Raw genomic sequence first — 23040 nt, forward strand, 5'->3', positions numbered from 1 at the left:
TCAGTGTCACCATGCTTACCATTTGGCAGAGACAGATCGAGTATCAGCCACTTGTAGCAATAAAAGCAAACGCAGCCTAACAGACAGCCACTTCCCAATTTTATGAACAACACAAATCGATTTTCCAGAACGACTGCGAGCCAGTGAGCAGCATCTTTGAATGCGTAAAAAAGAGAGCAGCGTTCTGAATTTTTAAGACAACGAAACGGAATCAATCGTGCACCGCAAGCCAAGTAGAGCTTCAACTAGAGTGCGTATAAAAGCCAGATTCCGTTGTTCAATACAACTTACCCCTAACCAATAGAAAGGAAATAAACTTACCAGTTGACCTCTCTTCACATAAAAGCTCACTCCACCATCCGATAGAGTGAGCATGCTGAACAAGATTCTTTAACGCTCTAGAATTTCCTACGGAAACCTAAGCTGACAATGTCATCGTAGAAGCGTGGACGGTTGTACGTCCCCACAGGTGAAATCTTAGAGAGTGGGTTAGATACTAACTCATAACGGTAATAAAGAACTCCATTCTCACAAACAGGGAAACCAAACTCACAAATGTGATTGGCCACAAAGTCGTCTTCAAAGTCAAACTTCTCATTCAAGTATAAGAAGTTAGGCTTCCAATAGGCGTAGAAACCGTTCTCAAACTTATATTCAATCTGGAACTCAAGTGAGCCAGCGGATGTCTTCAACAATGAAGTGTCACCCTCGTGCAAAGACTCCTACCAAGATGCAGTCGTATACAAGTTGAGATTCCTCCATGGGCTCCATGCTCCTGTAACCTTCGGGCGAACCACCCATTGGTCGCTCCCTAAACGCTTGTCTGCGTTGCCCGTTGGCACCAAGGAATCAATGCCGAAAGATGCTGCCCGCGGGCACCACTTGCCCTTCGGGTCATTTTCAAAAAAGCGCCACAGGTAATTTACCTCCATGTCACCAAAACCACTCGTGTCGTTTGGTACTAAGTCATTCCAGGCATAGCCTAACTCAGCACCTAACATCATGTCCTCTCTAAACGCCCAGTTACCTCGGAGACGTGGCGCGTAGGTCGTGAAATTCGTACGGTTACGATTCAAGTTCTGGCTTTGATCAATCATATCAAAGCGGAACTCAGCAAATGATTGGATGCGCGTCGGGTCAGAACCAGTCCAAACTTGGTTGCTTCTCCCAGATCCTAACGGACCAGAGAACCACCCGCCAATTGTATCAGACAAACTTGCCTTACCGCTTCTATCTACTCCTGCATGGGCATCAGGGTCATGGTCGGTAAGTGAAAATTTAAACCCGTAATAGCCGTCACTTAAATCCGGCTTCACTTTCAAATCCTTATCTCCAATACGATACGGCGTTGTATGAATGTACGCAGACATCGTACCCACAACTGCACCACCAATCACATCCCAAGTGTCGTGTGCATCTGCATTCACTCGGCTATACGCAGTCAAACCAGCCAATGCATAAGCGGGAACACCCCACCCCCAACCGTAACGACGCTCAATAAAGGCCGCACCTGAGAACGCCCCAGATGTGTGCCCTGAAGGAAATGATTGTGTGCCGTTAGATGGACGTGTCTTATCCACCACAAACTTAATGGCAACCTGTGTACCCAACTGTGTCGCCTGAGTCTTCACCCATTGCTTCGATCCCTCCCAATTGTTGTCCTTTTCAAACAAGGTGGCAATACCACCAGCACCTGGTAGCGCAAATTGTAAGACATCACCAATGTCTCTCAATGTATCTTCACTCGCACTCGCATACTGAGCTGAGGTTCCTAACACCGTCATGGCCATCAGGGCCGCAAATTTTCTCGGGAGCTTTCTTGTCGTAGCAATCATAGATCTCTGTGTGGTTTCAACCCAAGTTGTTTAGAGGGTCAAAATAATCATGTCTAGAAAATTTATATTCTCGTTAACAACTTGAATCGCCCTTCCCTCCCTCATGCAACAGAATAAGACATATCTTGCTCAGGTATTTTATAACACCTCTACCAGAATGCACTTCTGCTCAAATCAATGCTCCCAGAGCGAGTACTTCTCCCAAGCCTTGGCTGCCTTTTCAACACCCGCCTCATCAGCCTTCTTAATCCACTCCTTCGCTTGACTCATGTTCTTTTCAACACCAACCCCCTCCGCATAGTATAAACCAACATTATACATCGCCCTCGGTTTCCCTAACACTGCAGCTTTCTTCATCCAGCTAAAACCTTGGATCGGGTCTTTTAAAGTCCCCTTTCCTTCATTGAGTAACAAAGCCACGAGGTATTGTGCATCCACATTCCCACGAAGCGCTGAGGCATGAACGTACCGATACCCCTGCTTCTCATCCTTCTCTAAATACTTCCCCTGCAAAAACCAATTGCCATAAAGATACTGTGCGTTCGCATTGCCCTTGGCCGCCGCTTTACCCATCCACAATGTTGCCTCTGCCTCAGATTGCTCACCACCATGTCCAGATAGATACATCTTCGCTAGCTCCTCCATCGCCTTACTATCACCAGCTTCTGCAGCTCGCACCATCCACATCCGCGCCAACTGCGGGTTCTTCTCCACTCCTAACCCATGAGTATAATACTTTGAGTACTCTCTTTGCGCTGGTGTATAGCCGCCATCCGCAGACTTCCCCATCCAAGTAAATGCCAACTCCAGATCTTTCTCCACACCCTGTCCCTCGCGCAATAAATGCGAAACAAAAAATTGAGCTCGATGGTTCTCCCCATTGCGCTCCAAAGCCTTGTGCAGCCATGCGTATGCAACATCGTAATCTTGCTTCACACCCACCCCTCGATAGTAGTGCTCGAACATTGCCAAGTATGCGGGCTCATACCCCTGCCTAGCTGACTGATCCATCCAGTAAAGCGCACGACCCAGATCCTTCTTCACCCCAACACCAGTTAAATAGCATCCAGAAAAATAATACTGTGACTCAGCCAGATTCGCCTGCACCCCCTTCTTGAAGTTCTCATAAGCATCGTTAGGACTCTTCTTCACCCCCCACCCATACAAGTAGGCTTTACCCAACTCATTATGGGCCTTCGTTTCTCCGTCCTTTGCTGCTCGTTTAAAATAACTCACAGCCTTAGCCAGAGACTTTGCGTCACCCTGCGCCTGCATCCCTTTGCCCATGCGGTAAAAGACATGGTCAGAATCCTCCGTCTGCCCAGCCTTTTCCTCAGAAGCTTGTGCTGCCATATCTGCTAGAACCACAGGAACCAGTATACATACTCCTATGGAGAAAATTGCGCGAAAATCCATGAACTCTCCTACTAAAGATCACTCTATGCCACAACCTTAGCTTTCCTTCATGCTGTCTCCTTAGTCCCCCTGACGCACCTCTGGATTGATATCAATCGGAGCCTTTGGTTTTTTCTCAATATTAGAAATTCTCCCATCACTCTGACCGTCACCATCAGCATCCTCCACGGGCACCACTTTGATATCTACCTCCACTGGTACAGCGCGCAGCCCAGCAATGATTTTCTCTAAATGCGCAATAGTTGTCTCACCTAAACTCTGTGGTTGAGCGTAAGTACTCGCAGCCCTAACAATACCATCCTTGATAGAATCGAGGCCATCATTGAACTGTGTAAGCTGCGCCACAATTCTAGCTACGGGATCGTCCGCGCCGCCAGCAGCTCCCATCAGAAGGTTCTTCTTGAAGCCCTTCTTAATATCCTCCCATCGCTGAGCCTCATCCTCATTGAGGAGTTCCTCCATCTCTCGGAACTTCAATAAGTTAGCCTCAGCGCCAGTTGTCAGCGTCTGCGACTCGTTTTCGTAATGATCCACCACGAGGTCTTCCACTTCTTGATCCGTCATCAATGGCAACACCTTCTCAGCTATGCGGTTCATGTTCCGATACGACCCCTGAAGCTTGAACGCTGGCTCCGTACGGTACGCATCCTCCTGTGCAGCACTGCGAATATACTCCAGGTTCACTCGCAAAATCGAATCGCGCACACGATACAGATGCTTGGTGACACGCACCATCTCATCAATTTCCGCAGGCGTATAGTTCCCTTCGAAATCTACTCCCTCTTGGCTACCAGTCCGCGCGATCTGCATCACAGCATACACATCTTTCTGGCTTCTGCTAGAGAGCTTATTAAGAACTGTGTTAGAAGTGAGAGAGTTCTCAATATAAGAAGCTTTGAAGTCTTCAGCATGTCCACCGATGATATCACCGAGGTTGTATGTATCAGCACGGTTTGCGAGCATGTCTGGAATTTGAAACTTTCCACCCGTCTCCGTATAAGGATTACCTGCCATAACAACGGCTACCTTCTTACCGCGTAAATCATAGGTGCGAGCCACACCATTATGCACCCCCTCAATCTTACGCTGACCATCACATAAGGAGATAAACTTCTGCAAAAACTCGGAATGCGTATGCTGAATATCATCAAGATAAATCATCACGTTGTCCCCCATTTCGAGAGCCAAATTCAACTTCTTCACCTCCTCAGCCGCCGTTGCATTTGGCGCCTCACTTGGGTCCAGTGAAATCACGTTGTGCCCCAACGCTGGACCATTGATCTTCATAAAAGTAAGACCAAGACGATTCGCCACATACTCCATCAGAGTCGTCTTACCGTAACCTGGAGGAGAAATGAGCAAGAGTAAACCCATCCGATCAGTACGCGTGTCCTTACCTGCCGTTCCTATCTGCTTTGCTAGATTGTCCCCCACAAGTGGCAAGAATACGTTATTAAGAAGCTTATTACGCACAAAGGCACTCATCACCTTCGGCTTAAACTCATCGAGGCGCATCACCTCGCGCTTCTCTTCTACTAAATCCTGCTTCAGCCTCTGATAGGCCTCATAGACTGGAACATCCTTACGTTCAAAACGCTGAAGACGATCCGTGAAATCATTGTAGTTCAGTTGATACACCCCACCTTGGACCATAGCATGATCCCCAATCATACCACTCAACTCACTCTCAATACGGACACTCAGCACATCGCGCTGGTCGTACCCTCCACGCGTTAGGTGAGCCGCAGCCTCCATGAGTGTCGATTCCTTCACTGATTCAGAGCCCGACAAATACCCCTCTAACCAATCTTTGTTGATCTGGTAATTTGCTACCGTTGAATCTAACAAAGTGTCTTCATAGGCCTTCTCAGCGTGCTTCACCACAAGGCTATGCTTGAACTTCTTTACTAAGTCCGCGGCTTCTGGAGCAACGACAAAATGCTCACTACTTGAGAGCTCATCCACCAAATACCCCGCCGCATTCTCAGCAATCGCATCCTCAATCAATGACATGCCTGGCCACAACTGGAGAGCATCAAGTACCTCCCCCACGAGAGCTTGAGATTCAGCCCCTCCATTACTATCCTCTCCAAATACCTCTCTACGTTTCGCGTGAGCTCGAATTTTTCCAGCAATCACCTCCTTCTTCTCACCAGTCCATGCATTCCAAAAAAGAATCGCAAGTGCCCGATCTTTGGCATCATACCTCAGTAAGCCCACACCCGTGTGGATGGGCAATAAAACTTCCAGTAACTTCGCCGCGTCCATATCGTGCACACCTTTCGTGTAACTCTCCGCATATCGCGGTTGCATGAACTGCTGGATCTCCTCTAGCAGGAATTCTGACTTCCAATCCTCTGCCTGCATCCCTGCAACTTCACTCCCTCTGTCAGATTTTAAGAATTGATAGACCAGATATTCAGCTCGATAGACCGCATCATTCTCAGAAACAACTTCTTGCTCCCAAACATCACGAGTCGAGAGGAATTCCTCTGAGCTGATCTCTTCAAAAAAGTCCGTCCCATTCAGGTGAAAGCACATTGCCTCCTCATGCGGGACAATCGTAAGTTCAAGTTCCTGAGTATTCACGTTGAACTTATTCTTACCAAACTGAATGATGTTCTCTCCGTCTACATACAGCTCATTTCTGTCTTTCAGAGCCCTAACTGCATCCTCCCGAATCGTTTTTAAGCGCGTCTGGATGTCATCCCCCTTCACACTATCACCAAGCTCAATGAGCTCTGCAATGATGTCTCGCACCTTATCGATCATCAAATCTCCAGCAAAGTAGCCATTGATGTCATTAATCTCCTTAAACCCAGAAACCCTGTTAGAAATACCACTGAGCACACGCTCAGCAGACTTAACCAAGCTATTCGCGCGCTTGCTTTTCTTCTCAATCAGTTGCTGTTTGCGCCCCTCAAAGGCATTATACACCTCTTCGCGCTTCGTAGAGAGTTCCTCTACATATTCATCAAACTCAGAAAATCGGCCCTCTAACTCTTCAATCTGTACCATCAACTTGGTCAGATAAGCGTCCGTTTTCTCTGCCGTATCACAAAGGTCGAGATAGTTCACGACAGCTTGGCTTAGAAGGTTCATCTGCGCACCAAACTGAGCCACACCCTCACTCTTCGAGAGCTCTTTACGCTTGTTCTTTAGCACTGCTTTGACGCCATTGAGAGTAGAATAGATCGTTGAAATGCTCTCAATAATGGCTGTCGTTTGAGTCGAGTCCTCAATCTTCAAATTAGAAACCACATCAATCAGCATCTCTAACTCAAGACCAGCTTCAGTGATGCTATCCGCTAGCTCGTCAGCTTCGGTGACCTTACTCAGTGCACCGAGTGTCTTTCGCTGTTCGGATACTTTGCTCCGGTATGGATCCAGAGCCTCCGGCTTTAATAAAAAGCTGACAGTCTTCCCTGACACCAATTCCGTAGCTGCCACAATGCGCTCTTCCAATGCATCAACCCTCGGTAGGTCCATGTAGCGCATCTCCCGTAACCCTATGACCTCTCCACGAATCGTACGGAGCCCAGCAAGTTGCTGAACAAAGCCTAATATGTCATCTGGTGGACTATGCTCAGCATCCCGTAGCAATCTCTCACAACGTTCAGATACATCCTCAATCCTCTCCCCCGCCGTCTTGCGCAGCACCTGCACCTTGTCGAACTCCTCAATCGCAGAATTCGCAGCCTGCTGGATTCCCCCCAAAGGCTCCGCTAAATTCTTCGTCTCCTCATTCGCTATCCAAAAATAACTATCGAGCAATACCGTCGATAGCTTAACCAAATCAATATAGAGCCCCGCGTAATTATCTTCCTTATCTAACAAGGTAAGCAGCTCACGGCACTCAGCCATTGCAGCTACAAGCTCCGCGTTGCCAATCTTGAAAAGGTAACTTGTCTTATCTTGCTCCTGAGCGGCCACTGCATCAGCACTCAAAATAGGAGTCTGCCACACCTGAAGGGTATGGTGCTTCTGAGCCTCTTCCTCAGTCTTGAAATAGATCAACTCACCATTATCAAAAATCGAGTAGCCGTTACACACCACCGGTGTCTCAACGGTCTGCTCAATCAAATTATAGTTAAGCAAAACGTAATCCCCGCTCGCCCTGTTATAGAACGCAAAAAGCGTGTCTTCACCATTCGCCGAACTTACCTTGCGCTCAAAACGCATGTGCTCCAACCCATGGTCAAAAGTCTTTAGTTCACCTGTGAGTAAATAATAACCATTCGCAAAAACAATCCCCTGATCTTCGGGTAACAACACACATGATTCCCCAATCGCATCGATCCGATCCACCGACTGGTTCTTCTCGTTAAAGACCAGATAGCGATACTGCTTCTCTCTGTAGGGAAGAATCTTAAGTATGATCAATGGTCCCACAATCGCATAGGATATATCCGCATCATCAAGTGACTGGTCTAGATCCTCTACCTCTTCCTCATAGATCCCTTTCCCATCAGCGGTGTTGTCCTCCACCTTAATTGTCAGATCCCCACCAACGGTTTCTACAAAGACCTTATCCTCGATTGAAATGTGGGGGTGCTCACCAGCTCTATGCATGTCCCGGTTCGCACGCTTCCAGGTAAACCCATGCTGCTCTGGATACACAAACTCATGATCAAAACGATTCCCAACATAATCTAACGTACCATCACCGTTGATGATGAACTTGAATGTCTTAATGTCACTGACCTCCTTCCCTACCCTCAAGGCAAAGTACAAGTTCGGCCCAATGACCATCGACTTCGCAAATACCGTTTGCTTGTAGTACTTATAAAGGTAGGCAAAATCATCTACAAATTCCTTATCCGTGATGACATCCGTGATCGCCAGCTTGTGAAAACTATGGTCTGCAGGATCATATTGATACGCCGCAAAAACATCCTCCACATCAGTCGTCTGCTTCAGACCAAACTGAATATTATAACCAAAGAGAAAGCGGTTATTGCCAATAGCTATCAGGTCCCGTGGCACACAGTTGTGCTCCGTCGTCACACGTTCCGTAGCAATCAAGGACGACTCAACTGCCCCAAATATTGCCTTCCTCTCCACGTTCAAAGACTCCAGCCGCTCACGTAGAACCACTGCCTGCTTCTCTAAACGAGCCCGAATCACTTCGTAAGCTCCACCTTCTAACTGTTTATTCTCTTCTGACATTTTTTTCTATCCACGGAATACACAGAATCCACAGAAATATTGAGGGAGTCAGACTACTACACGCTGATAATGCGCTTTTGGATAACTCCCAAAATTCACAACATAACCTACCCTCATTCCTGTAGCCTTGAGGTAGTTATGTAGTTGTGCAATGTGCACAGGGTCAATCGCCTTACATGCCTTTAGTTCTAGCACAATTTTCCCATAGCAAATTACATCTGGTTCATAGCTCTTCCTGAGCTTTTGACCTTTATATTCCAACTCCAATTTAGGTTTGGAGACCGCAGGTATTCCCTGTGACTTCATTTCGATCTCCAAACACTCTTGGTAGACATCCTCTAGAAAACCACAGCCTTTCTCACGGTAGACTTCGAAAATCGCTCCCAGAATTTTATAGCTTTCTTCTTTATATAAAAACTCCATCAGCTTTCCGTGTCTTCTGTGTTGTCTGTGGTTACATAATTTACAGGAACTTTGAGGCTGGTGAGTTCGCAAGGCCAAATCGCTCAGCTGAGCCTAAAAGCCCCACAAGTTTATCTCGAGTTTCCCCCTCAGCCATTGGAATCATCTTTCCTAACAATGCGCTCACACTCAGGTTCTTGATGTCCTCAGTTGAAATCCCGAACTGATCAATCCAACCAGCAACCTGGCTCTTGAAGTACTCAGGGTCACCATTGAAGAAAGTCTCTTTCACATCAGTAAGAACCTTGGAGTTGTCGACCATTCTGTCTGTCGCCTTCCCCTTAGTAACTGCTGTCGTGATACGATCAAAGAACTCAGTCTCGCCGCCCACAATGTCGATCTTAGCTTGCTTGAGAGCTTCACCAATGACCACAGCCTGTTGCTCTGCAATCTGACGCTGCACATCGATTTCAGCGAGTTCAATCGCCTTCTCTTTCTCGAGTCGAAGTTTAAATTCTTCGTGCTCCTGACCAGCATCTTCGAAGAGCTTCATCGCTGCAGCTTTCTGCTCGATCCCCTTCGCTTCAGCCTCGAAACTCAAAGCATCCACCTCTGCCTGCGCAGAACCTTGCTCTTTCAGCGCCGCAGCATCTGCAAGCTTCACTTCCACTTCACCCAGTCCCTCGGCCGCAGTCTCCTTCGTTACCGCTTCAGCAAGCATCTTCTTCGCATTCGCTTCTTTCTCAGATGCGGTAAGTGCCGCTTCGGCAGTGATGATGCGTTCTTCAGCCTGAAGCTCACTTGCCAGCTTACTCGCTTCCGCAGCCTTCTGAACTTGATACGCTTCTTCCTGCGCCTTGAGCTCAGCAGCTTCTTTCTTCGCTTCAGCTTCCTTCACCTCGCGGATAAGTTGCTCGGCAGCTTCCGCTTCGGCGGTGGTCACCGTCACTTGCTTGTGACGCTCAGCACCAGCAAAAGCTTCCGTGTCTTTAATCTTCTCTTGCTCGATCACTACTGTCTTCTCAAGTGCCACACGATCCTTGATCACCTCTTGGATATTCTTCTTCTCGACTTCGACAGCCTTCTCTTTCTCGATCGCTTTCAGCTCAGTGATACGCTCACGCTCGATTTCTTCTAACTGACGTTCACGTTCAACACGCTCTTGTTCCACAACGTCTGTACGCTCTTTATTACGTTGAGCTACGATCACTTGGCGCTGCTTGTTTTCCTCAGCTACCTGGATCTCCTCTTCGGCTTGAATCCGAGCATGCTCTGCTTTCTGGTGTTCTTCTTCGCGCACCTTATCTGTCTCAGCCTGCTCACGCAGCCTAACGATCTCAACCTCGCGCCCTTGCTTCGCTTCAGTTTCAGCAAGCTGACGCTCAAGCTCTAGAATCGCTTCACGCGCCTCCACATCCTGTTGCTTAATCACCTTCTCCTTATCGCGCTGAATGTTGTTAGCCAACTTCGCCTGTCCTGCAGTAAGCTCAGTGATCTTCTTAATACCTTCTGCATCGAGGATATTATCAGGATCGAGAGCCTCTAACGGGGTTTGCTCTAAGTAATCAATAGCCGCGTCATCTAGCACAAAACCGTTTAGGTCTGTGCCAATCACTTTTAAAATCTCATCACGGAATTGGTCACGCTTTTCATAGAGTTCCGTAAAATCAAATTGTTTACCTACAGTCTTTAATGCCTCAGAAAACTTGGCATCAAACAATTGACGAATCTCTACCTCTGAGGAAGCACGATCACAACCAATCGCCCCCGCTACCTGAAGAACGTCTTCCTTGTTGTTATTCACACGCACGAAGAATGCCACTTTGATATCTGCACGCATGTTGTCCTTACAAATCAATCCATTCTTACCGGTACGGTCAATCTCCACACGCTTGAGAGAAATATCCATAAGATCAGCTCGGTGCATCACAGGCACCACAAACATGCCGTCAAATGTTACCTTTGTCTCACCAATCCCTGTACGGATCAGTGCTGTGCCTTTTTCTATCTTTCTGAAGCAATTAATTATAAGCCAAGCTATGAGTGCTAACAGGCCCAGTACTATTGCCCCTCCCGCTCCCATCAAGACATCAAAATCAAGTGCGAGCAGGTTCATTTGTTGCATTACTATGTTTCCCATGGATTTATTATTTTATGTTTAAATTTCTATATGTGCCACGAAGCAAAATTTCCCATCTTCCGACCTCTCAATGACTACCACGTCATCCCCTCGCTTCAATGGCGCTGACCCCTCTGTCAGCTTCGCGTTAAGCAATACGGGCCCATCCGGACCAATAATCTCTACCTGACCAAACTCCTCAGTGAGTTCAATCGATTTCACAGTCCCCCTGTGCCCCTCTATCTTCACTCCATTGTCTTCCCCTTGCTTGAGGTATCGAAACAACGGAATGAATGGCATCACCGCAAATCGTGTACAAAGCACACTCACGATAAAACCACCTACCAACAAACCAATCCCTATCCAGTTGTCATAGTGAGGATTAAACAGCGCCGTCAATGCAATCCCAGCCATCCACAAAAATACTGAAAAAAATGCCAGTACCAACATCGTCGGCACCTTGTCAGCATTCACAAAATGAAGAAATCCGTCAAAAATCCCACCAGAACCATCAGCTTCCACTTCCGCATCAAAATCCAGGTCAAACCCGTCCGCTAATCCCCCAGTCACTACGCTCAATAGTAACAAAAAACTAATAATCACCAAAACTGCTGTCACCGGCAGCATGTATGGCAAGATGGAGATTTCGAGGATTTCTTTCACGACGAGACGACTACATGAAATAATCGTCCGTTTCGCCATTATAAAGATGAGAAAATTTTCCCATCTCTCACCTAATATCTTCTAACTCCACTCAACGGGAACCTCTGCCGGATTGCCTGCTTTGTCTTCATATCGAATCACTCCGTGCTCCAGCCCATATTCATGAACGCACTTCGTCACTTTCACGTCAAAACAACAATACTCCGCGATCTTCATCAAAAACGACTTATCCCCAGACTTCTTGTACTCGTTCCACCAACGCAGTGCGTCTAAGCCATCAGCCGTCTTGCCCATCCCTAAGCTAACCTTAGCAGCTGAGTCTAACTTTAGACGAAACCCTAACTTCTCCTCACGCTCCAAATCCAACATCATATCTAGATTCATCGTCTGCGCCTCTAAGTCGTAAATCGTGTACCCCTGCAGCACTGGATAGTCGAACTGAACATGATTCCACCCTACCACTAAATCTGCACGCACCAGTTGCTCCACCAGAGCATCCATCTGATCCTCACCGTAGACATAATATTGCTCAGTCTTCGTCGAATAGGTAACAGCCACAGACACCCCCATCTTTGCCTTATTCTTCGCCCCCCCAACGGCTGAAAAGCTCTTCTGAGTCTCTAAATCAAAATAGATAATATCACGCATGGCTGTCGATAGATGTAGGCATGATCCCCATAGACTTCAAGGACACATCTCTATTTCGCCCCCTTCAGCCACTCCCCCAATGGATGCTGATTCACCATCTGCTCCAGCACCTCAGCGGGTAATAGCAAACTCACAGCCGCATTCATTAAAAAGATACTCGCTACATACGCTATCACGTGCATCCCTGAAAATGGCCGCACCACCGTCCGGTACCTCTTGGGCATGTCCCATAAAAAATAACCAAACCGCTTCGCCATGAAGCTCGATATGATCAACGCCAAGGGCATCATCACCCACATCCCTAACCCCAAGATCCAAACCCGCAACGATCTCAATATCGAAAACTTCAAAGGAATCGCATGCCCCTGAGCATCAGCTGTCCTCATTCCTAGTAAAAACTTGCCAGGAGATGCCTTCCACACATGCACCATGATGCCATCTAATAGCACATAACAAATCCCTATCGCCAATAGAGGCAACATGGATTCACCCTGAAATATCTCCACGTATTGGTCCTGAAAAATCACAACCACCGCACTCAAATACAGTAAACAATCGTGGAATCGCGCAAACAACCGCCGTGTCATGTGCAGCGGCGGCGCTTTACTTAATTCCTCTGCCAACACCTTCTTTAGCACTTCAGAGGGCTTCTCTTCTGGTAGCGGAGGGGGCCCTTCATCTTCAGCTTCCTCGACCTCAAACAAAGTAGAGAATTGTGGTATCTCAGCAAGTGGCAACCACCCCTCAGCCCCCTGATGCCAGGCCAATGTCTCAGCATGTAATTCACCAGCAGTGATCCGCTCACGCACCTCGAAGCTCTCGTGGGGACCAGACTTCTCACCGTCAACTAACAACCAAACTTTCATGCTTCTATAGATTTCTTAGAGACCTCGCTGCATCCGCACGCGCGGCCACCCAAGCCGGTGCGTAGGCAGCTACCGAGCATAAGATAAATGCCAACACACAAACCACGGTGATTTCTAGTGGATTGATCGTGTGCGGTAAAACATCAATTCCATAAAATGACTTCGAGAACGGGTCAAAACCAACGCTCCTCAAACTCCCTTGAATCCATTCTAAGTTGTATAAAACCAGCAAGCTCAGACCAACTCCAATCAACGCGCCGATACACCCCACAATCACCCCCTGAAGCGCAAACACCTGAGTCACCTGTTGCGGTGTCGCCCCCAATGCCTTCATCACTCCAATCTCTCGCTTTTTCTGAATCGTCACCGTAAACATCACCGCTCCTATCGAGAATACCGCAATCAAAACAATAAACGATAATGCCAAGGTCATCATGATTTTCTGCATGCTGATCAATGCAAATTGCTGCTGGTACTCTTGCATCCAAGTGACTGGCTTCCACCCCTCTGGTACGATCGCTTGCACTTCCCCCTCTAACACTGACGCTGCCAAATAAGGGTCCTTCAACCTCAGAGCCACTCCATTCACCCCTCCAGTTGTACCTACCCCTGCTAACTCCTGCGCCAAATGCAAAGGCACTAACAATGGAGGTCCTGGAGCAAAACGATCTGCCCTATAAATCCCAGAAATCCTCACCTCTTTAGGTAAGGCGAGCTCATTGAGCTGTAATTCCTCTTCGCGATCCAAAGCGTCGACATCCACCTCTTTTAGCTCCTTCAGCACCCCTCGAATCTCATCCAACCGCCCCACAGGGTAGTAATTGTAATCATCGTCAAAGTCAGACGACTTGGTAAGTTGCTCAATCGAAGTCAGTAAATCCCTCTCCCCAGATCTTAAATTTTCATATCCCAGTTGGGTCAAAAACTCTCTAAACCCTAAAACTTCATCGTAGAGAATCTGTTCCTTACCACCTCCCTCAGTCCAGACCTCACCAAGCCGATTCTCGGCTCCATCAATACGCCCTTGAAATTGTTCGTAGGCGGATGGCGCCCCCTTACGCTCCAACAGTGGCTTTAGCTGCTTGATGTTTCTATTCGAGATAACTTCCAGAATATCCCCAACCCCCAAACGGTTTTCCTCTGCAAAAATTGACGAAATCACACCCACTTCGCTAGTTCCACCAAAACTATCTTGATCAGCTACAAAGCCCATGCCAATCCCCACATCTCCTGCCACCTCTAATGCCTTGAGATCCTTCATCGTCTGCGGATCTTCCGTATCGATACCACGCATCACTACAGGAACCACACTCCCGTACATATCCACTATTACAAAGTCGCGAACTAACGGATAGGCTCCATCCACGCTTGGTAAGCCTTCCACCTCTTCCTCTAGCGCTCGCCATTGTTCCTCTGCCGAAATAACCTCCCCAGCTGCATTGGGCATATCCCATGGCTGAGTCCTCATAATCGTGATGTGCGGTGACTCCCCCAGAACCCTCTCCTTAACCATCTTCTCAAAACCATCCATGACAGACATCACCACCACCAACACCATCACCCCTAACGATACCCCAATCAACGATATCAACGTAATCACAGACACATGCGTGCGCAACGGATTCAAATAACGCAGAGCCAATAAAAAACTAAAATTCTTCGTAAAAATAACAGCGAATGGGTTAGTAACGGGCTGTAAAATCTACCTTTCCCCGCCCAATGTCCAATGCAAAATCCCTCCCCTTTGAGACTTCCAGCGAAATCCCTCCCTCTCCCACTCCACAGTCAGAGCTCCCTGCTCCGGCAACACATACTGGTCAACTTCTAAACCCTCCCTCCTTTCCTCCACCACACAAACCCTCGCTCCGGTACTAGCGATAAAAGTATCAGACACTCCAAGGTCTCTCTGGTGCCCCCCGACAACCACTAGATCTGCCGCCACATCAGCCCCCTCCTTCAAAGACCATTGCTCATACAGAAACCCCGCATCCCCTAAAAATAAGACTCTCAACCCTCTCCAATGGAGCCTCAACACCAGCCCTCTATCGTCCGCTACCCCTCCCTTTGCCTGAGGCACGTATAACACCTCGCACCACGCCTCAGATGAGCACTCTAACTTTTGCCCAAGTTCCGCTCGCAGTACGCGTACCCCCTTATTCTCTAATGCATCAATACCAGCCATGTAACGCCTACTAAACGATTCAACCTCAGGCACCACGGCCTGCTTAATGCCACGCATCGCCAATAAACTTTCTAATCCACCACAATGCCCCGCATCTGCATGGGATAAAATAACACTATCCACTACCGCCCCCTCTCTGCTCAAACTAGGTCTCACCTCCCGATCAAAACTCGACACCCCTCCACAATCCAATAACGTTCCTCCCCCAAGCCCAAGATAATAAGCGGCATCACCATCCCTTAATGAATAAATCACGATGCGCTCACCATCAGCCCATGGCTCACTAAGTAAATGCCCCATAGGCACCTTTGCGGCCCTAGAGGCTATGGCGTAAGAACTTTCAGCAAGCCTGCCATTCCATTGATTCACCCACGCACTCCCGCCCGTCCAAAAACTCCCTACAAGCAACGACGTCCCAGCAAGTGCCAATATACAATACAACAATAAAACTAAGGGCAAACTCACCAATATCGAAATCGGTGCTAACAACTTGAAGTGCACAAAAGTGAGCGGAGATGCACCCACCCATGCACAGCTCGCCACCACCAGAGCCCCCTGCACCTTCCTTCTCACTCGGAAGCTAAGTTCCTGCCACCTACTATATAAACTGCGAGGAATAAACGGGTCCACATAGCTTACCCAGTGAAACCCCTTAGTCACCGTCCCACCCAAAATCGATATCGCTAACAACACCCCAAAAGATAATTGAAAACCCGGGTGGTAAAGCATGTGCCCATCGAGCAGCAGAACAACAACCGCACCTGCTGCCACGCTATTCACCAAGACAATGCTTCGCTGAAATAACCACGTCGACAACAAGATCCCCCCCATAATCGCCGCCCGTAACGCCGGTGGCCGCATGCCAGTCACCAATGCATAAAAAAATAAACTCCCAATCACTAACGGAATCCACACTCGCTTCGGAACCCCTAACCCACGTAGCACCAAGGCAACCATACTTCCCACCATCATCACGTGAAGCCCACTCACTGCAAATACATGAATCGCTCCACTGTAACGAAAGTCTCTCAATAATGCCTCACTCTGACTCGGCCTCACCCCCAACGCCATCGCCTTAATCACCTTGCCAGCATCCCCATCGTCTTCTAGCCCTCTAACCAAACGCCTACCACATTCTTCCCTCAACTCCCACGCCCACCTCTTCACAGCATACCAATAATCCCAATCCCCAGACCTATCCACGTCACTTACAAGGATGATTGCCCCCACACCTGACCGATGTAACCAACCTACTTCATCAAACACATCAGGATTCATCGCCACCCTCGGCTCCACTATCCGCCCCTCTATCTGAACCCTCTCCCCAATGCGAAATTCCTCCACCCCGTGCGGAAACCACGCCTGGAACTTCTGCCCCGCCAATTCTCCGTTGCACACCCTCACAAACATTCTGCCATGCTGCGGGGCTTCCATCACTACCACTTCCATCTCCCCCCAGTCACCTACATAGCCACGCGCGACCTCCTGCCTCTCTAACTGGCTACTGTGGCCCCACCAGCTCAACACCCCACAAACAACTGCGACAAGTCCACTCCACCTACGCCCCATACCCGCGACCCCACATGCCAGTATGAACAGAACCAGACACCAAACAGCTCCGCCCTCAGCATAAATAATTCCAAGAACACTCGTGAGCGCCGAAATCGCCAGTGGACACCTGGCTAACCATTTTCTCAGCCAGCTAGGGCCGTCCATCTCAGAGGGCTCCGAGCTCCCTCAGTTGGTGTGTCGCATTCGCAGAATGCCGCGTCTCCGGAAAGGTACTGCAAACCTGCTGTAAAATAGTGATCGCAGCATCCTTATTTTGCATATTCTCCAACTGCACCTCAGAGATACGAAACATGAAAAATGCCGCATCATCCACTTCCCACTCACGCCCTTCCAAGGCCTCGCTGAGGGTGTTTAATGCCCCCTCTGCATCATCCAGCTGAGTAATCTGAATCTTTGCCATCTCAGCCCATGCCAACCGGTTGTCAGGTTCATCCATCACCACCTGCCTCAGCGACTCTAGAGCACCAACATAATCTCCTTGCGCTTGAAGAGCCCTCGCCTCGCGCATCGGATCCTCCTCGTCTGGCTTCCCACCAGGATCACTAAACATCAATCTCGAAATCCCATCCGAAATCGCTGGTAACACAAAAATTAAAAATAACAAACCGGCGTACATCCCCGCCAATACTGTTACAGAGAGCCTAAAGAATATGTCATCATCAGACGATGTGCTGTACACGTAATTCACAACAAATGCGATGATTACGCCGATGATTCCAAGTACAATAGGTTTTGCCATATAGATTTTCCAAGAAGTAGATTTAAACGTCTAACACAGCCCCCAGCCAACAAGCAAGCCTCAAGACCGTACAATTACAATTCTCTCCTATACCCTAAATAACTGACTGCGCTCAAACTCGCTCAACACCCGCCATTCTCCCGGTGCCAAATCACTAAGCTCAAAATCCCCAATCGATTGACGCCATAACCTCAACGTCGGAAAACCCACTTTCGCCGTCATCCTTCTGACCTGACGGTTCTTTCCCTCTCTCAACTCAAGCTCCAACCACTGTGAACGCCCATCTGCCGCCCCATCCACAGCTGGCACTCGCTCCGGTAGCTTAGGCGCAGCATCCAATAGCTGAGCCCGACACTTCCGAGTCAGATGCCCTCGAATGTTCAGCCCACCAGAACGTATCAGCTGAATCACCTCCTGATTCGGACTCCCATCCACTTGAACCCAATACCTACGACGGTGCCCCATTTCTGGATCCATTAACTTAGCCTCAAGCCCCTTCTCATCTGTGAGCAATAACAAACCCTCAGAATCCATATCTAACCTACCAACAGGCAGACATTCAGGTGGCACCCCAACATCCCCTAAAGTCCTTTGCTCCGGATAATCTGGGTTCCTATTGAACTGACTAAGCACCCCATAGGGCTTGTTTAAAGCGATGATCATATCGTCCTTCTCTAATACTTTAAGTCCGGCATATTGAGCACATGACAGATATGCTCAGCCGTCATCTCCCCCATAGACTTCACATGACGAAATCGATCCGTCTTGTGCATCTTATCTAACTCAACACCAAGCCTTTTCACATGCGTATCTGGACAAATCTCCGAACGCTTCATGATTCGCAATAATGCCGATAAACGCCTGTGCTCAGAGGCTGCACGCCGTGCCATCTGAGACCTTTCTTCCTCTGCGTACTGACTAATTGTCTGCCGGTTCAACGAATCAAAACTTAACTTCGTGATTTTCCTGTTGGAGCGGAAATTGTACGACAAATAAATCCTCCCCTGCCCTTCATACGATTGCTGATCAAAATCAATCGGTCGCACCCGATACTGCACCTCCTCAAAATCCGGGGTGATATCTACTACATAATTCACCGATCGCATGTCACCTAACAGACGAATGAAACAACGCTCGTTGAATTTTGAAAACTCCTTCGCTATCCGAACTCGGTTCAACTCAGGATTATCCAAATAATCACGCAAAAAAACATCCCCTGGCACCCCAGCAATGTGGTCCTCAATCAAGGTGTTTCCATTCACCAAATAATTGATCCGGTTCGGCGAAAGAATGTGCTCAAGCTCAAGCCCAAATATGCGGCTCGCATCCGCCACCTTCACATAAAAATAATCCGAGTTGTCGTTGAACTGGTTTGTTATCTTGATGCGAAAAGGACGCGAATTCCCAAATTCACCAAAATCAATGCGGTCCACAGTCAAATGCTCATGCAGCGGCGTGTCGCCTCCAATTTTTAATGCCGTATAAATGCTAATCAGCTGCTCGCACAACTCCTTGTGCTCCTCCGGCGGATACATCACAGTCAACCATAAGGTCTCATTCCCCAACGGATCCTCGTAGGGCACAGCCCCTATAAAGCGCGTCAAATCATTGTAAATAAGTGGAATATTAGAATGTCTCCCAAAATGATAAAGATACTGGTGCAATGAATTGCTAATTGTATATTGCTGCTTTCTTCGAGATATCATCTGTAGTCACAAAATGCCCATTGGCCCACTCCCTAGCAAGACACGATTTCCCCAAATTTACTAAGCTCACCCCATGATCACATTCACCAGAGTCAACATCGAGGACATCGACAGCTTCCTCCATGATGAAGAACTCGTCCTCACACTCATCAATGAACTCGGCTTCGATAGCTCCCTGCTAAAACAACTCGCAGGCAACACTACAGCTCTAGACCCTGAAGCTCTCTTCCACTCTCTCGAAAATAGATGGAACGGTCATGGACAAGTCTTTTCACTCGAGGATCAAATGGCTCTGCTAGAATCTGCCTTTGCCGCGTATGACAAACCAGAAACAACCTCACTCACTCGCTTATCAACCGCCGGTCGCGCCACTCCCGTTTCTCATGATGGCACCCTTATCCGCCTGCTCTTTCCTCACGACATCTCCAACATCAATGAGGCCCTCATCGCTGCTCCTGTAGAAAACCTACAAGCTGCCTCACAAAAAAAGGTGGCCACACTCCCAGAACCATACAACACCCTCGAGTCACTCATCTCCGCACCACTCTGGCAAATCTATGACGGCCTCTGCACTTTCTTCCAAAACGCCTCAGATGCCGATGAATACATTCTCGTAGCTAAACATAACTCCTAACATTTAAGCTACCCCATCTCCCCAAATGAAAAAAATATTAATAACTAGCGTTGGAAGCCTAGTAGGCCAAAACATCCTCGATTCCTTAGAAGGAAGACGCGACCAACTCCATATTATTGGCACAAACTCCATCGCCAGTGCTGCTAATAATTTTCGCTGTGACTCCACTCACTTAGTTGCCCCTGCTACTGACCAATCAGAATTCATCAGCGATCTTTTGAACCTCATCAAAGATGAAGCACCTGACCTCATTATCCCCGGACGCGACGATGACATCGAAATCCTAGCCTCGATCAAAGAAAAATACTTCCCCTCCAGTAATGCATTTCTCTGCGGCTCCAGCCACTTTGCTGCAGTCATGGACGATAAGGTGAAAAGCTACGACTTCTGCCTAAAACACCAGTTAAACTTTGCACACACCATCGAAACGGGTTTGCCCAATAGCTACGACAATGCACTAGACCTCCTAACCCAATACGACTTCCCATTGATTGCCAAACCCAAAAGCGGTAACGGATCACGCGGTATCTGGGTCATAACCAACCACTCACAACTTTCCAATTCTGCCGCCCTAAAACAATACGCCATCCAACCTCTCATTGCACAAAAAGCACCCACTCTGGATACCTCCTTTGGTATCCCTTTCGTCTGGGAAGTCCCAGAAACCTCTCTCTACGCAGCACAAGCTCTCATCTCCCAATCCGGAGACACCCTTTCCTCCATCTGCTTCGTCTCAACCATGGTTATGGGAAAATGCGAAAAAATGACGAAAGTCGAAGACCCTGACCTAACAAATCTCATCGAATGTTTCGCTGCCAAAGCTGCCGCTTCCGGTTGGCGTGGCCCCCTCAATGTCCAATTCAAAAAAGACACCCAATACCACGCCATAGAAATGAATGGACGCTTCTCAGGCGGCACCTCTGCTCGCCTCATTCTTGGCTTCGACGAAGTTCAAACTCTTCTCAACCATTGGCTCGGTGAACCAATTATTCCTGATTCCCCACGTTTAAACACCTCTGACACAATCATAAAAAGCCTAGTAGACTTCCCACTTAACCCTCAGGATGTCGCCCAACTCAATGATTCTGGTACGTGGTCCGCTCCGACACTATCTTCTCCAGCCTCTAACTTAATCCCATCGTCATGAAGCTCCAAGGAAAAGTAGCTCTCGTTACCGGTGCCTCAGGAGGTATCGGCTCAGCCATCTGTCATGCACTTGCAGAAGATGGCGCATCCATCATTCTCCACTACCACTCTCGTAAAGATCAATGCCTCCATACCGTCAAACAGTTGGAGCTCCAAAAAACCTCGGAATCACAAAAATTTATCGCTCTGCCCGCTGACCTGCTCGATGAATCCCAAGTTCAATCACTCGTCGCAAATGGAATCAAACATTTCTCTCAGCTCGACATTCTTGTCAATAATGCTGGCTGGTCACGCTTCGTTCCCGCCCAAGATCTTGATGCCCTCGATGACTCGCTGATCCAACGCACTATGGGCCTCAAAGTCCAAGCCCCACTCTACTTGCTGCGAGCCTGCCGTAACGCCTTAGCGTCCTCGCCCTCAGGACAAGTAATCAACATTACCTCCGTCGCTGGCATCGCATCACGTGGGTCCTCTAGCATTTATGCCGCAGCAAACGCTGCTCTCTCCACTCTCACAAAATCTTGGGCCCGCAGCCTAGCTCCTTCTATTAGAGTCAACGCTGTTGCTCCAGGCTTCGTAGAAACAGGCTTCGTCTGGCCCAAAGATGGAAAAGTGAAAGAGTATGTTAGTAAACAAAACCATATCGGTAGAAGCGTCGACGCCTCTGAAGTAGCAGAGCTTGTTCGCTTCCTCTGCTGTCATGCCTCAGCTATCACTGGCGAAGAAATTGCAATCGATGGTGGTATCGGCCGACTCGGGGTAAATACTCAAAAATAACCCGCTTGAACCACCAACCTAGAAACTTACCACTGCGATCGTTCCTCTAACTGATCCTCCCACATATCCTTCATCCTGATATACTCTCTCATTCTCTATCGCTTAAACAACACTCCCAATGAAAATTACTGAAATCGCCTTCTCTTGCTATCCAGTCACTGATATCGAGAAAGCTCGCTCATTCTATGAAGGGCTACTCGGTCTCACCCCAACAATGGACCACCCACTAGAAGACGGGCACTGGATCGAATACGGCATCGGTCCCTCTACCCTCGCTATCGGTGTCGCTCCTGGCATGACCCCTAGCCCAGATGGCTGCAGCGTCTCTCTCGAAGTCGATGACTTCCAAAATGCAATAAACGAACTCCATCAAGCTGGTGTAGAATTTGCCTACGGCCCCATAGAAACATCCGTCTGCCATATGGCATTCATCAAAGACCCAGACGGTAACTCAATCGGCATCCATAAGCGTAAACCAGCTCATTCCTAACCCCAGTCACTACATACCCCATCCTCGTTTACTAACAAAAAAATGTTGAGCGACCACCAGTTCCAAGGAGAGAGCCATATCGAGGTCAACAACCTCACACTGCAATATCACTCAGACATCCCCCCTACCCTCGACCACCTCTCCATCGCTTTTCCTAAAGCTCAAATCACCGCAGTCATCGGCCCCAGTGGCTGTGGTAAATCAACGCTCCTTCGTTGCCTAAATCGCCTGTTAGAACCTCCTCCTGAGTCTATCTTTATCGGTGGCAAAGACTTAACAACCATCCCAGTCTTAGAACTCAGGCGTGATGTAAGTATGGTGCTTCAAGCGGCTTCCATATTCCCTGGAACAGTTCGTGACAACCTACTCTTTGGCCCCACTCTTACACAACAATCCCCCAACCCGAAGGAGCTCAGCCAACTCCTCGACACAGTCCACCTCCCAACCAAAATCTTAGACTCTGATGCTTCCCAACTCTCAGGCGGACAAGCACAACGCGTCTCCATCGCCAGAGCTCTTGCCAACAAACCGAAAGTCTTGTTGCTAGATGAACCCACCAGCGCGCTCGACCCCGCTGCCACCCGCACCATCGAAAAAAGCCTCACAGACTTGAATGGCACGGACTTAAGCGGTTTTTCGTGTAGCCCCTCTATGCGGGATTTCTCTAAAGGTTTTA

Annotated in this window: 19 protein-coding genes; 5 read left to right on the forward strand and 14 right to left on the reverse strand. The window is 48.3% G+C overall.

Annotated features, from left to right (window positions below; genetic code table 11):
• Positions 1-398: 398 nt before the first annotated feature.
• The 14 genes from ACFSW8_RS10165 to ACFSW8_RS10230 all read right to left on the reverse strand — a co-directional run bounded on the left by ACFSW8_RS10165 (position 399) and on the right by ACFSW8_RS10230 (position 19215).
• Positions 399-716, reverse strand: a complete 318-nt coding sequence (locus ACFSW8_RS10165) for a hypothetical protein (protein ID WP_377086810.1) — start codon at positions 714-716, stop codon at positions 399-401.
• A gap of 6 nt (positions 717-722) precedes the next feature.
• Positions 723-1835: a phosphatase PAP2 family protein gene (locus tag ACFSW8_RS10170; protein WP_377086812.1), complete on the reverse strand. Its 1113-nt coding sequence runs from the start codon at positions 1833-1835 to the stop codon at positions 723-725.
• 174 nt (positions 1836-2009) lie between these two features.
• A complete protein-coding gene (locus ACFSW8_RS10175; protein ID WP_377178152.1) occupies positions 2010-3188 on the reverse strand; it encodes a tetratricopeptide repeat protein in 1179 nt (392 codons plus the stop codon).
• 123 nt (positions 3189-3311) lie between these two features.
• A complete protein-coding gene (locus tag ACFSW8_RS10180) occupies positions 3312-8420 on the reverse strand; it encodes a DNA repair ATPase (RefSeq protein ID WP_377086815.1) in 5109 nt (1702 codons plus the stop codon).
• Between the two features lie 48 nt (positions 8421-8468).
• On the reverse strand, positions 8469-8843 hold the full coding sequence (locus ACFSW8_RS10185; protein ID WP_377178154.1) for a GxxExxY protein: 375 nt from the start codon (positions 8841-8843) through the stop codon (positions 8469-8471).
• A 40-nt stretch (positions 8844-8883) separates the two neighbouring features.
• Positions 8884-10962, reverse strand: a complete 2079-nt coding sequence (locus ACFSW8_RS10190; RefSeq protein ID WP_377086818.1) for a flotillin family protein — start codon at positions 10960-10962, stop codon at positions 8884-8886.
• Between the two features lie 18 nt (positions 10963-10980).
• Positions 10981-11643 (reverse strand): hypothetical protein, encoded by a 663-nt coding sequence (locus tag ACFSW8_RS10195; protein WP_377086820.1) that lies wholly within the window; start codon positions 11641-11643, stop codon positions 10981-10983.
• Positions 11644-11685: 42 nt separating this feature from the next.
• Positions 11686-12252, reverse strand: coding sequence for a ribonuclease H-like domain-containing protein (locus ACFSW8_RS10200; protein ID WP_377086822.1), 567 nt, complete (start codon positions 12250-12252; stop codon positions 11686-11688).
• Between the two features lie 50 nt (positions 12253-12302).
• The gene (locus ACFSW8_RS10205) at positions 12303-13118 is read right to left on the reverse strand and encodes an RDD family protein (protein ID WP_377086823.1); all 816 of its coding nucleotides are present in this window, start codon (positions 13116-13118) and stop codon (positions 12303-12305) included.
• Between the two features lie 4 nt (positions 13119-13122).
• Positions 13123-14718 (reverse strand): FtsX-like permease family protein, encoded by a 1596-nt coding sequence (locus ACFSW8_RS10210; protein WP_377178156.1) that lies wholly within the window; start codon positions 14716-14718, stop codon positions 13123-13125.
• 102 nt (positions 14719-14820) lie between these two features.
• On the reverse strand, positions 14821-17016 hold the full coding sequence (locus ACFSW8_RS10215) for a ComEC/Rec2 family competence protein (protein WP_377086826.1): 2196 nt from the start codon (positions 17014-17016) through the stop codon (positions 14821-14823).
• Position 17017: 1 nt separating this feature from the next.
• Positions 17018-17611, reverse strand: a complete 594-nt coding sequence (locus tag ACFSW8_RS10220; RefSeq protein WP_377086827.1) for a tetratricopeptide repeat protein — start codon at positions 17609-17611, stop codon at positions 17018-17020.
• Positions 17612-17698: 87 nt separating this feature from the next.
• Entirely contained in the window at positions 17699-18274 is a 576-nt protein-coding gene (locus tag ACFSW8_RS10225) for a pseudouridine synthase (RefSeq protein ID WP_377086828.1), read from the reverse strand.
• A gap of 11 nt (positions 18275-18285) precedes the next feature.
• Positions 18286-19215, reverse strand: a complete 930-nt coding sequence (locus tag ACFSW8_RS10230) for a hypothetical protein (protein WP_377178158.1) — start codon at positions 19213-19215, stop codon at positions 18286-18288.
• Between the two features lie 175 nt (positions 19216-19390).
• On the opposite strand from ACFSW8_RS10230, the gene ACFSW8_RS10235 reads away from it, so the two are divergent.
• The 5 genes from ACFSW8_RS10235 to ACFSW8_RS10255 form a co-directional block, all read left to right on the forward strand.
• Positions 19391-19951 carry a hypothetical protein gene (locus tag ACFSW8_RS10235; protein WP_377086831.1) on the forward strand — a complete coding sequence of 187 codons (561 nt, stop codon included), beginning with the start codon at positions 19391-19393 and terminating at the stop codon, positions 19949-19951.
• 25 nt (positions 19952-19976) lie between these two features.
• Positions 19977-21098, forward strand: a complete 1122-nt coding sequence (locus ACFSW8_RS10240) for an ATP-grasp domain-containing protein (RefSeq protein ID WP_377086832.1) — start codon at positions 19977-19979, stop codon at positions 21096-21098.
• On the forward strand, positions 21095-21874 hold the full coding sequence (locus tag ACFSW8_RS10245) for an SDR family NAD(P)-dependent oxidoreductase (protein ID WP_377086833.1): 780 nt from the start codon (positions 21095-21097) through the stop codon (positions 21872-21874). Before ACFSW8_RS10240 ends, ACFSW8_RS10245 begins: the two co-directional genes overlap by 4 nt.
• A 118-nt stretch (positions 21875-21992) precedes the next feature.
• Positions 21993-22364: a VOC family protein gene (locus tag ACFSW8_RS10250; protein ID WP_377086834.1), complete on the forward strand. Its 372-nt coding sequence runs from the start codon at positions 21993-21995 to the stop codon at positions 22362-22364.
• A gap of 42 nt (positions 22365-22406) precedes the next feature.
• A partial coding sequence (locus tag ACFSW8_RS10255) for an ATP-binding cassette domain-containing protein (protein WP_377178160.1) occupies positions 22407-23040 on the forward strand: 634 nt, incomplete at its 3' end.

The organism is Rubritalea tangerina, from assembly GCF_042683245.1.
Lineage (GTDB): Bacteria > Verrucomicrobiota > Verrucomicrobiia > Verrucomicrobiales > Akkermansiaceae > Rubritalea > Rubritalea tangerina.